At 39.7% G+C, this 12,861-nt stretch carries 8 protein-coding genes; 3 read left to right on the top strand and 5 right to left on the bottom strand.

Going from position 1 to position 12,861, the window contains the following annotated elements; translation table 11 throughout:
- Together JG479_RS16595 and JG479_RS16590 are read left to right on the top strand one after the other, a co-directional pair.
- Complete coding sequence (locus JG479_RS16595; RefSeq protein WP_149603746.1) at positions 1-735, top strand: 5-oxoprolinase subunit PxpA; 735 nt, start codon at positions 1-3, stop codon at positions 733-735.
- A 155-nt stretch (positions 736-890) separates the two neighbouring features.
- The gene (locus tag JG479_RS16590) at positions 891-2,909 is read left to right on the top strand and encodes a S9 family peptidase (protein ID WP_200220529.1); all 2,019 of its coding nucleotides are present in this window, start codon (positions 891-893) and stop codon (positions 2,907-2,909) included.
- A 726-nt stretch (positions 2,910-3,635) separates the two neighbouring features.
- Here the strand turns inward: JG479_RS16590 and JG479_RS16585 are convergent.
- Entirely contained in the window at positions 3,636-5,237 is a 1,602-nt protein-coding gene (locus tag JG479_RS16585; RefSeq protein ID WP_002959200.1) for an isocitrate lyase, read from the bottom strand.
- Between the two features lie 239 nt (positions 5,238-5,476).
- Between JG479_RS16585 and JG479_RS16580 the strand changes: the two genes are divergently transcribed.
- Positions 5,477-7,666 (top strand): malate synthase G, encoded by a 2,190-nt coding sequence (locus tag JG479_RS16580; protein WP_200220528.1) that lies wholly within the window; start codon positions 5,477-5,479, stop codon positions 7,664-7,666.
- 200 nt (positions 7,667-7,866) lie between these two features.
- Here JG479_RS16580 and JG479_RS16575 read toward each other — a convergent pair whose 3' ends face one another.
- From JG479_RS16575 to JG479_RS16560, 4 genes are all read right to left on the bottom strand, one after another.
- Positions 7,867-8,592 carry a YebC/PmpR family DNA-binding transcriptional regulator gene (locus JG479_RS16575; protein ID WP_002959197.1) on the bottom strand — a complete coding sequence of 242 codons (726 nt, stop codon included), beginning with the start codon at positions 8,590-8,592 and terminating at the stop codon, positions 7,867-7,869.
- A 145-nt stretch (positions 8,593-8,737) separates the two neighbouring features.
- A complete protein-coding gene (locus JG479_RS16570; RefSeq protein WP_002959195.1) occupies positions 8,738-9,355 on the bottom strand; it encodes an HAD family hydrolase in 618 nt (205 codons plus the stop codon).
- 321 nt (positions 9,356-9,676) lie between these two features.
- Positions 9,677-10,171 carry a DUF6702 family protein gene (locus JG479_RS16565; protein ID WP_138490128.1) on the bottom strand — a complete coding sequence of 165 codons (495 nt, stop codon included), beginning with the start codon at positions 10,169-10,171 and terminating at the stop codon, positions 9,677-9,679.
- The gene (locus tag JG479_RS16560; protein ID WP_200220527.1) at positions 10,171-12,618 is read right to left on the bottom strand and encodes a M1 family metallopeptidase; all 2,448 of its coding nucleotides are present in this window, start codon (positions 12,616-12,618) and stop codon (positions 10,171-10,173) included. Before JG479_RS16560 ends, JG479_RS16565 begins: the two co-directional genes overlap by 1 nt.
- Between the last annotated feature and the right edge of the window lie 243 nt (positions 12,619-12,861).

Genomic DNA, 12,861 nt, shown 5'->3' with positions numbered 1-12,861 from the left:
ATGAAACTCAATTGTGATTTAGGCGAAAGCTTTGGCGCGTGGAAAATGGGGCTAGACGATGACGTTATGCCACATATTGATATGGCTAACATTGCGTGTGGGTTTCATGCAGGTGACGCCGATGTAATGGCAAGCACGCTCACTCTTGCCAAGCAACATAACGTACAAATTGGTGCTCACCCAAGCTACCCAGATAAGCAGGGCTTTGGTAGGCGCTCAATGGTTCTTAGCGAAAAAGAGCTTACAAATTGCCTGCATTATCAAATAGCCGCTATCGAGGGTATGGCAAAAGTACAAGGTTTAACACTTAGCTATGTAAAACCCCATGGCGCACTGTATAACGACATGATGGCAAATGATAAAATATTACAAACCGTTATAAATGCAATTGCCAGCTACCCAATAGATTTAAAGCTAATGATTTTAGCGACTAAAAATGCCAATAAGCACATTCAAATAGCTAAAAGCTCAGGAGTTGATCTAATACTCGAGGCATTCGCCGATAGGCAGTACACCGACGACGGGCATTTAGTGTCACGAACACTTGAGGGTAGCGTTCACAACAAAGCTGCATTACTAAAACAAGTAACTCAGCTTTTATCCGATGGCAGCGTGACAACACGAACTGGAAAAAAACTAACGCTCAACGCCGATAGCTTATGCGTACATGGCGACAACGCTGATGGCATAGCGCTTATAAAAGACATAAAAGCCCTGTGTAACTCAGCTAACTAAATACTTTTACACAACCACAAATAGAAGCTGTAAACCCCCTTTACAGCTTTAACTCATAGATTTAAATAAGAGCTTCATCGCATCCCACTGTTAATTTAATAATCCCTAACATATAACTACTTAGCAAATTAAAAAAAGTAACAACAGGGATAAAAATGAAAAAGCTTATAACACTTAGCCTCATTTTAGGCTGTAGCAATTTAGCCTACGCTGAAACAAATACACTACAACTGCAAGACGTGTTTAATTTAGAATATGCTAATCAAATAGATATAACCGAAGACGGTAAAACTGTTTATTTTGTGCGTAACCGCATGGATATAAAAACAGATCGCAAAGTGGGTAATATTTGGTCTGTTGATTACAAAACCAAACAAATGCAGCCGCTAACATCTGGCGTACATATGGATTATTCGCCAGTACTCTCTCCTGATGGTCAACGCCTTGCGTTTATATCAACCCGCGATGGCAGCAGCCAAATATATATTAAATGGCTTAAAACAGGTGCTATGGCAAAAATTAGTAACTTAACGAGTAGTCCACGTTCGATTACATGGAGCCCTGATTCTAACCAATTAATATTTAGCATGTTTGTTCCAAGCGCTAATTCAGCGCCAGTGAGCTTACCAGGTAAACCAAAAGGCGCAACCTGGGCAGAGCCCGCCAAATTTATTGATGATGTGTATTACCGTTCAGATGGTGGCGGGTACACACAAAAAGGTTTTAGTCAGCTATTTACCATAGATGCTAACGGTGGTAATGCTAAACAACTCACTGATGATGAATTTGATAACGCGGGCGATGTAAGTTTTAGTAAAGACGGTAAATCACTTTATTTTTCTGCGAACAGGCACACAAACAACCAGCTAAAACCCACAAATAGTGAAATTTATAAACTCGAGTTAGCCACACAAAATATAACTGAAATTACTCATCGAAATGGTCCTGATGAGCAGCCTAAAGTATCGCCCGATGGTCGTTACTTAGCGTACACTGGTTACGATGATAAACGCACTAACTACGAAAACGCTCAGCTTTATATTCGTGATTTAAAAACAGGTAACACAACTAGCTTAACGCCAAACTTTGATCGTAGCGTAGGTCAAATAAAATGGAGTGCCAATTCAAAAGGTGTGTACTTTAGTTACGCTGATAAAGGCCAAACCGCCCTCGCCTATCAACCACGCAGTGGCAAGCGTAAAATAATAACAACCCAAATTGGCAGTGTTGCCTTTGGTCGCCCTTATTCTGGTGGCGACTTTGATGTAAGCGAAGATGGCGAGGTAGCCTTTACCCTTGCCGATACCCAGCGCCCTGCTGATATAGCAACAATTAAACGCGGTAAAGCGCAGCGTTTAACTACCCTTAATGCAGATGCATTGGGCAACAAAGCTTTGGCTAAAGTGGAAGAAATTTGGGTTAAATCAAGCCACGATGAGCTTCCTATTCAGGGGTGGATTGCCTACCCGCCAGAATTTGATAGCAGCAAAAAATACCCGCTAATACTAGAAATTCACGGCGGCCCTGTCGCTAATTATGGCCCGCATTTTAGCGCTGAAATTCAACTTTTTGCAGCCAAAGGCAATGTCGTTTTATACATGAACCCACGTGGTAGTGATTCATACGGTAAAGAGTTTGCACAAACTATTCATCATAATTACCCAAGTAACGATTTTGACGACTTAATGACGGGCGTTGATGCGCTAATAGGGAAAGGCTTTATTGACGAGTCTAAATTGTTTGTAACCGGTGGTTCTGGCGGTGGCGTGCTAACAGCTTGGATTGTAGGTCATACCGATCGCTTTGCTGCGGCTGTAGTTGCTAAGCCTGTTATTAATTGGATCAGCTTTGTACTAACTGCCGATTTTTACCCGTTCTTTGCTGATTACTGGTTTCCGGGTAAACCATGGGATCACATTGAGCATTACATGAAACGCTCGCCTATTAGCTATGTTGGAAACGTCAAAACTCCTACTATGTTGCTCACTGGGGAATCTGACTACCGTACACCAATTTCAGAAACTGAACAGTTTTATCAAGCATTAAAACTACAAGGCGTTGATACTGCAATGGTGCGAATTCCTGATGCATCGCATGGTATTACAGCTCGCCCATCAAACTTAATGACCAAAGTTGCTTATATTCAATGGTGGTTTGATAAACACACTAAATAACCTAAAATTAGTATAACATTTATAGCTCAAATAAAAGCCACTTTAAATAAGTGGCTTTTGTATTTATCGCCGTAGTATTCAAACTGTAAACCCCCTTTACACTTCTGTGACAGTTAGATATCGGACTTAGCTAAAACTTCAGTTAGTAAAATTTCGGTTTATAGCATTTTTTGTAACTTGAGTTGGTAAAAAATCGGTTTGAGTCACTGTTTATAGCCTCTCAGTTAGTAAAATTTTGTTTTATCGCACGGAGAAGTTAGTAAAAAATCGGTTTATAAATTCGCTAAGTTTGTCTATTAAAGCAAAAATCAGTCACTTACCTGCCTTTTAAAGTTGTTGTAAACGCTTTTTACAGCAAAATCACCCCAAATATGCCCTTTTATGAAAGGTTAGTTAAACTCTGATCTGTAAATTCACTCAGGTAGTTAAATAGTGATCCAACATGATTTGGTTAACCTGAACTCTGGATAATAAATCTATCTCGAGCAGCTATTTTCAGTCCTAACTGCGTTGAATTTACTTGCAATAGGCTAGCTATTGACGCGTAAATTCGCCTTGTTTTGACTGAAAATCTCTGGCTAGAGAAAAAATTCAAATATCACCATGATTCAATACGTTAGTAAATCTCTTAACCAGAGCTCAGGTTAGTTAAAATCTGATCTAAATAAAAATTAAAACAATAAAAAAGGGCCTATTGGCCCTTGAGTAACACTATCTAGTTAGGAATTAAAACTGGTTCATGGTGTTGTCTTCACCACCGGCTTTTAGCGCGTTATCACCAGAGAAGTATTCTTTGTGTGTATCGCCCATGTTAGACCCTGCTAGGTCTTGGTGTTTAACAGAAGCTTGCTCACGGCGAATTTCTTGGCGTTGTACATCACGCACGTAAGCCAGCATACCCATATCGCCAAAGTAACCTTCTGATAAAATATCAGTGCTTAGCGCAGCTGTATGGTACGTAGGCAGAGTAATTAAGTGATGGAAAATACCTGCTTCACGTGCGCCATCGCGCTGGAAGTTTTGCACTAGTAAATCGGCTGCTTGTGCAAGCTCTGTTGCATCCATTTCTGGTGCCATAAGGCCTTTATTATCGCCAAGGCTTGGGTAAGCACTAAGGTCACGGCCTGCTTCTTCCCACTCTTGATACACTTGCTCACGAAACTTAAGCGTCCAGTTAAACGAAGGCGAGTTGTTGTATACCAGTTTTGCATTTGGCACGTGTTCTTTTACACGATTCACCAGTTCTGCAATTTGTTTAACATGTGGTTTTTCTGTTTCAATCCACAGTAAATCAGCGCCCGACTGCAAGCTAGTAATACAATCTAATACTACGCGGTCTTTTTCAGTGCCTTCGCGGAACTGGTATAAACCGTTATCTAGGCGAGTTGGTTTACATAACTGGCCATTAATTTTCATTGCCGTATCGCCTTCATTTAAATCATCAACACCGTTAATTGGCGTAGTTTCTAAAAATGCATTGTATTGGCTTGCTAAGTCACCAGGTGTTTGCGACACAGGTACTTTTTGAGTAAGGCTGGCGCCTAATGAATCTGTACGTGCCACAATAATGCCGTTATCAATACCTAGCTCTAAAAAGGCGTAACGTACTGCGTTAATTTTTGCTAAAAAGTCTTCGTGTGGAACGGTCACTTTACCCGCTTGGTGACCACATTGTTTGGCGTCAGATACTTGGTTTTCTATTTGAATGGCACATGCACCGGCTTCAATCATTTTTTTAGCCAGTAAGTAAGTTGCTTCTTCGTTACCAAAACCGGCATCAATATCAGCAATAATTGGCACAACATGGGTTTCAAAGTTGTCTATTTTATCAATAACAGCTTGAACATCGCCGCCGTTCGCTTTTGCTTCATCTAGGTCGTTAAACAAGTGATCGAGTTCACGTGCATCTGCTTGCTTTAAAAACGTGTAAATTTCTTCAATTAGCGCAGGTACAGATGTTTTTTCATGCATGCTCTGATCTGGCAGCGGACCAAATGCAGAGCGAAGCGCTGCAACCATCCAGCCACTTAAGTATACATAGCTGCGTTTAGTTGTTTTTTGATGGCGCTTAATAGCCATCATCATTTGTTGGGCAGTAAAGCCATGCCAACACCCTAAAGATTGCGTGTATTGGCTCGTGTCGGCGTCATATGCAGCCATATCTTCACGCATTACGTCTGCTGTGTATTGCGCAATTTCAATCCCTGTACGAAAACGGTTTTGTAAACGCATGCGGCTTGCGTATTCAGGGTTAATAGCTTTCCATGCGCTGCCTTGTGTTTGGCAAAGAGTAGAGAGTGTGTCGGTTTCGCGTTGATATGTTGTCATAATAAAATCCTTCGAACGAGTGTGTAAATTATTTTAATGTTGTGAGAGTGGCTAGGAGTGTGTTCCGTAGCGCTTAATTCAACATTAGGCTCCTTTTCTAGATTTAGTAAATTTATAGTTGTTATTGTGGCTATACATTTTGTGAATGGCTAAAAAGCACTCAACATTGCCTTTTTGAGTTATTGTTGCCTTACGCATAAGCACACAACAACATCGCGACCGTTTAAAGGAAGGCAACTATGTCCCACACTCTCACACATTCAGGACTCAGCGTAGACACACAACTCGCTGATTTTGTTAAAAATCAATTGCTACCAGGCACTCACTTAAGTGAGCATCAATTTTGGCAAAGTTTTGCACATATCGTTCAAACACTTACCCCTATTAATAAGGCACTGCTTGAAAAGCGAGAATTGCTTCAACAGCAAATAGACGACTACCATCTTGCTAATAAAACCTGGGATAGCGCTAAATACCAAGCCTTTTTGCAAGATATTGGTTACTTAGTAAAAGAGCCTGCCAACTTTGAAATTGAAACCCAAAATGTAGAGCCCGAAGTGGCCCTTACAGCAGGCCCTCAGTTGGTTGTGCCTGTAAGTAATGCACGCTTTGCACTTAATGCCGCTAACGCTCGCTGGGGCTCGTTATACGACGCCTTATACGGTACTGATGTGTTAAGTGAAGATGATGGGGCTGAAAAAGGTAATACCTACAACCCTGTTCGTGGTTTTAAGGTAATGGCCTACGCTCGCCAGTTTTTAGATAAAGCATTGCCGCTGACCAATGGCTCGCATATAGAAAGCACGAATTACTCAGTAGTAGATGGCGCACTTTTAATAACCTTGCGTGACAGCTCTCAAACCACATTAGCTAACCCATCTCAGCTTATTGGCTATCAAGGAGAAGCACAAAACCCAACTGTAGTGTTATTAAAAAACAATGATTTACACATAGAGCTACATATCGATCACCACCACATTATTGGCCAAGCTGATAAGGCTGGTTTAAAAGATGTAGTGCTAGAGGCCGCGCTTACCACCATTATGGATTGTGAAGATTCAGTAGCTGCGGTAGATGCAGAAGATAAAGTACAAGTTTATAAAAATTGGCTTGGGTTGATGCAAGGTAACTTAGTTGAATCGTTTAAAAAAGGCGATAAAACTGTTGAGCGTACCCTGCAAAGTGATAAAACATACACCGCACTTGATGGCGGCACCGTTACTTTAAAAGGCCGTAGCATGATGTTTGTAAGAAACGTTGGCCATTTAATGACGAACCCTGCTATTACTGATATGTTTAATCAACCGGTGTTTGAAGGCATTATGGATGCGATGTTTACTGCTACTGCTGCCCTGCACGACCTAAATAAAAAAACAGGTATCAAAAACTCAAGCGCGCAAAGTATTAATATAGTTAAACCAAAAATGCATGGCCCTGAAGAGGTAGCATTTACTAACACTTTATTTAGCTTAGTAGAGGAAGCGCTAAGCTTACCTAAAAACACGCTTAAAATGGGGATTATGGATGAAGAACGCCGCACTTCTGTAAATCTTAAAGCGTGTATTTATGCAGCTAAAGAGCGTGTTGTATTTATAAATACTGGATTTTTAGACCGTACCGGCGATGAAATTCATACCTCTATGCAAGCGGGCGTTGTGCTTCCAAAAGCACAAATTAAGCAGCAACCATGGATACAAGCTTATGAGGATCGCAACGTCGATATTGGCCTTGCTTGTGGCTTAAGTCATAAAGCACAAATAGGTAAAGGCATGTGGCCAATGCCAGATAAAATGGCATTAATGATGGAGCAAAAACAAGCTCACCCTGAATCAGGCGCTAATACAGCATGGGTGCCCTCCCCTACAGCCGCTACCCTGCATGCAATGCATTATCACGATATAAACGTATTTACTGAGCAGCAAAGTATAGCTAAACGCACTATTGCGAGCCTTAATGACCTGCTTACACCGCCGCTAATGGCAGACCCTAAAACGCTTTCAAAAGAAGATATTCAAAGTGAGCTAGAAAATAACGCACAAGGCATTTTAGGTTACGTTGTACGTTGGATTGATCAAGGCGTAGGTTGCTCAAAAGTACCTGACATTAACCATATTGGCCTAATGGAAGACAGAGCCACACTGCGTATTTCAAGTCAGCATATGGCTAATTGGTTGCTAAATGGCGTTTGCACTGAGGCGCAAATAAAATCAACCATGGCTAAAATGGCCAAAGTGGTTGATGGCCAAAACGAGCATGACACTGCGTATACACCTATGGCAACAAGCGAAGAAACCCTTAATAACAGCATTGCGTTTCAAGCCGCTACTGCACTGGTTTTAGAGGGCGTAACGCAACCTAGTGGTTACACTGAACCACTACTACATAGCTACCGTATAAAATATAAAGCACAAAAGTCGAATACGCTTTAACTGCTTAATCAAAGTTAAAATTAATTACTAAACCAGCTTTTAAGCTGGTTTTTTATCGCCTAAAATTAGAATAACAGCATTTTTAAGGCATTTTAAAGGTATATAGATAATACACATGAATATCTAACATTTATTCAAACGTAAAAAAGCGTGTTTTGCATACACAAAACACGCTTTTTAAAGCTTTTAACCGTTTACGTTTAATTTTTTACAATGGCATTGTGATAAATATTTTGTACATCGTCACAATCTTCAAGCATATTTATAAACTTATCAAAGTTAGCAATAACTTCTTCGTCTTCAATTTCAATATTAACTTGAGGAATAAACGTAATTTCGTCTACTTCAAAGTTAATGCCTTCAAATGCGTCTTCAAGGGCAGTTTTAGCTTTAAAGTATTCTGTTGGCGGTGCAAATACCGATATTTTACCGTCCTCCGCTTCAACATCGCTTACATCAACATCAGCCATCATTAATGCTTCTAATACGACTTCATCGTCATCGCCTGCAAAGCCAAGTACCGCATAATGATCAAACATATGCGCTACACAGCCAGGAGTACCAATTTTTGAGTCTGTTTTAGTAAATGGTAAACGTACATCTTTGATAGTACGGTTTGGATTATCAGTTAAACAGTCAACAATAACCATGCAGTTACCAGGGCCATAGCCTTCATAACGGGCAACAGAGTAATCTTCTCCTGCGCCACCGGCTGCTTTTTCAATTGCTTTTTCGATAACGTGTGCGGGTACTTGGTCTTTTTTAGCTTTTTCGATTAGACGACGAAGTGTTTGGTTTACTTCGGGATCGGGATCACCACTTTTTGCTGCAACGTAAATCTCTTTGCCGTACTTTGAGTTTACTTTTGTTTTTGCATTGGCTGTTTTGATCATAGAACTTTGACGAACTACAAATGCTCTGCCCATTTTGTGCCCCTAATGAATACGTTACGTTTTGCGGTATTTTACCAATTCAAAACGTATTGGGCTAGCTCCGCAATGGGCAAAACTTGATTAATAAAAACTTTTATAACTACATACTCATTTCAGAATATATTAAATGACATGCTATTTAACATAACTCTATTTTTTCAGAATAACTCTCAACTAATGTCACTAAGTCAGCAAAGTCATGTAAAACATAATCGGCCTGATCGGCGTAAGCTGGCGTTAACTCTGGAGCGTATAAACATGCACGCATATTTGCATTATGCGCAGCTTGAATATCGTAAAGGTAATCGCCTACATAAAGTAAGTTTCTGGCATTAATGTTCCAAAGTGTAGCAATAGCATTTAAAGCGCTGGGATCTGGTTTTGCAGGTGCATCGCTTCTTGTTAAAACTGTGCTAATAGGAAGTGGGTTATTTTGTAATTTAATTGCAGCCGCTTTATCAAAATTGCGAGTAACAATTGCCATCGGTATATTTTTAGACTTTAAAGCATTAATAGCTTCACTCACGCCGGGTAAAATACTGGCATGTTGTGCATCTATTAATTCGTGTTGGTGAACTATATTCATTGCCTCTTCACGCATATACGGTGAGGGCAACTGAGCAATGTAATCAAGCAAGTCTTGCTCGCAAGGGCAACCTATTTGGGCTTTAATTAATGTAAAATCTAGTTCGGATGAAACTAATGTTCCATCTAAATCAAAAATTACTCCAAAAATAGCCTCAACCTGAGTAGTCATATCATTCCCTGAATTTAGTTATTACTAAATAAAATTTAAACATAAAATTCTCTACTGCTTATGCCCAAGCCAGTTATAGCTAAAGGGATAAATGAAACTAACTATATTTAAATTATTTATTTGCACTGCTATCAATCTATTGATAATACAGTAAATATAATTGGTAGTTGTAGCATGCGCAAAAAATGGTAAATATACAAATTGAACTACCATTTTTTACGTAAATTTACATATACCAGATCAAAAATGAACGCAGTTTAAACGTATAAAGAAAACGCGCACATTAACTGCAGTGCGCGTTGGTTGGGGAAGTTTTAACTGTTAATTTTGCTCAAAGCGGGCTTCGAGCCAAGTATCATCTTGTGCAAAGTTTAAAGTTTTAATCTTACCTTTGCCCTCAACGTTTACCATATTTACCTGAGATGGCCATAAATCACGAAGCGCGCCATTGCTCATTTTAATTCCTTCAATGTTTTCAGGAATTGGTGCTTCTTGGTAAACCCAAAAAAACTTACCATCTACTTGCGCCCCTACAAAGCTAAGTGGTAAAGGCTCACCACTTAATGTTTGTAGAGCAACATGCGATTCAACATATTTAGCAAAACGTTGCTGATCGGCTTTATTACTAATAATATCGATTTTGCCTTCAAATAATGTTCCTACGGCATGTTCGGTATCATGTAAATAAAAGCGATGCATTAACTCAACATTATGCGTTCGTTTATTAAAAAGCACGGTTGTAACTGACGATTTTAGTTGATGCGCCATACTCGGCGCAGCAACTAAAAGGCAAACAATAATAAGCAAAAAGCGCATTATTGCGGCTCCTCACCGTTATCTTTTTCGTCTTTCTTCTCATCAGTTTTAAGCTCAGTTTTAATATCTTGCATGATATCGCGACTTACTTTAGCTTTACTCTTTTCCTTTTTAAACACTTCAATACGTGAAGGAATAATACGACGAGGGTAGTTATTATTTTCAATATCTACATCCGCAGTTTCCCAATTAGGATCTACAGTAACTGATACAAGCGGTTTGTTTTTATCGGTAACAATTAGCTTTTGAACATTTTTATAATTACGACGCCAAATTTCAGCAGGAATATAACGCTCTTCGGTTGTGCCATCTTCATATGTTAGCTCAAGTAATATAGGCATTACCAAACCACCAAGGTTTGAAAATTCCATAACGTAGTAGTTTTTATCTTCTTCTAAAGCACGTTCAAGCGTTTTACGCTCCCACGGCTCTAAGCCTTTTAAAAACTTATTGTACGAGTTACGTTCTTTATTGGTTACAGTAAAACGGTCGTTTTCGTCATAAAAATCGGTAACATCAGGGTTTTGCTCAACCCATGTTTTTTTACCTTCGGCGCGGTTACGCTCAACAAATAATGACGTAGGCTTATCTGCTTCAATATCACGTAAACGGCTGTAATCAATATCAGGGTTTTTAGTGTCTAAACGTAGTTGATATACTTTATCTAAAGAGATATCAACATGGTCTGTGGTGTAAAACCAGCCACGCCAAAACCAATCTAAATCAACACCAGAGGCTTCTTCCATTGTGCGGAAAAAATCAGCTGGGGTAGGGCGCTTGTATTTCCAGCGCTGAGCATACTCTTTAAATGCAAAGTCGAATAAGTCACGGCCTAAAATTACTTCACGTAAAATATTAAGGGCTGCGGCAGGTTTAGTATAAGCATTAGGGCCTAAACGTAATACACTGTCTGACTGAGTCATAATTGGTACTTGGACTTCTGACTTCATGTAGCTCACTATATCGCGAGGCTCAACACCCCAAGGAATAGTAGGATCCCATTCACGACCAGCAACACCATCTAAAAAGCTGTTTAGGCCTTCATCCATCCACGTCCATTGGCGCTCATCTGAGTTCACAATCATCGGAAAGTAAATATGACCAACTTCATGAATAACTACGCCAAGTAAAAAGCGCTTTTCAGCCTGAGAATAAGTACGAGTACCGTCATCTTGTAACTTAGTACGCGGACCGTTAAAGGTGATCATTGGGTATTCCATACCACCAACGGGGCCATTAACCGACTGTGCAGTTGGGTACGGGTAATCAAACGAATACTTAGAGTACACTTCCATTGTGTGTACTACCGCTTCAGTTGAGTACTTTTTCCATAAGTCACCACCTTCTTTAGGGAAGAACGACATTGCCATAACTAAAGGCTGAACGTCACCACCTTGCTGATAACCTTTTGCATCCCACATAAACTTACGAGACGACGCCCAAGCAAAGTCACGAACATTCTGTGCTTTAAAGTGCCACGTTTTAGTTTTGTCGGTGCCTTCTTTTTCGTTTTCTAGCGCTTCTTCTGCGTTAACAATAAACACAGGACGCTTAGATGTTTCAGCTTGCTTTAAACGTTTGCGCTGAGTACTTGTAAGTACTTTGCTCGCGTTATCAAGCTTACCTGTTGCCGATACAATGTGATCTGCCGGAACAGTAATCTCAACATCGTAATCACCAAACTCAAGCGTAAACTCACCAGAGCCTAAAAATGGCTTGTTTGTCCATGCTTCGTAATCGGTATAAGCCGCTAAGCGAGGGAACCACTGAGCAATTAAGAATATGTCGTTGCCATCTTCTTCAAAGTGCTCGTAACCAGAACGTGCACCTACAGCATCTTCTTCAACAATGTTGAAGGCAAAGTTCATGCTAAATTCTACTTCTTTACCTGGTTTTAATGGCTCGTTTAAATCAATACGCATTAAAGTATCAACTACAGTTACGCGTAGCTCTTTACCATCGTCATCCTTTACGCCACTGATTGTATAACCCAGTTCGTTGTCGCTCATAAATTGCTGACGGCGTAAGTCACCTAAACTTAATTTAGCAGGCTTTTGAGCTGGTAGACTTTCTAAAGTGCTTTTAAACGTTTTAGTTGTTTCGGCAATAGAATCACTTTTAAAAATATTTTGATCTAACTGTAACCATAAATATTTAAGTGTATGCGGAGAGTTATTTTTATATTCAATGCTTTGGCTACCGGTAATACGGTGCTTTTTTTCATCTAGCTTTACATCAATATCGTAGTTTACACGTTGCTGCCAGTATTTTTCACCTGGTTCGCCAGCGGCACTACGATAAACGTTAGGTGTAGGAAGCGCTTCGTCTAATTGACGAAATTTATCAACAAAAGTACCTTTTGTTTGCTCAACCGAAGACGCCATAACCGCACTAGATATTGCCAAAGGCAATACAAAAGCACTTAGCGTAAGACCTATTTTTTTCATTGTTAGTCCTAATATAATTTTGTGAGCATACTTTGACAAATATACCAGTTAGCTTCAATAAATTAGCGACCAAGTACCGTATTTTTAGGGTGATGTTCACTTAGTTTGTTAGATTGAAAAGTACAATTATTTTGTAACAAAATACGAATAAATAAAAACTGTAAAGGGGGTTTACAAAAATGGGATTTAATAATGGTTTTGAGCTATTAAATACAAGTTTTAGAGCTTGGAAAAAGCACATTA

The sequence above is a fragment of the Pseudoalteromonas sp. LC2018020214 genome, assembly GCF_016598755.1.
Taxonomy (GTDB): domain Bacteria; phylum Pseudomonadota; class Gammaproteobacteria; order Enterobacterales; family Alteromonadaceae; genus Pseudoalteromonas; species Pseudoalteromonas distincta.
Note: the sequence above shows the minus strand (reverse complement) of the source record. Positions and strands in the feature narration are given on the sequence as shown.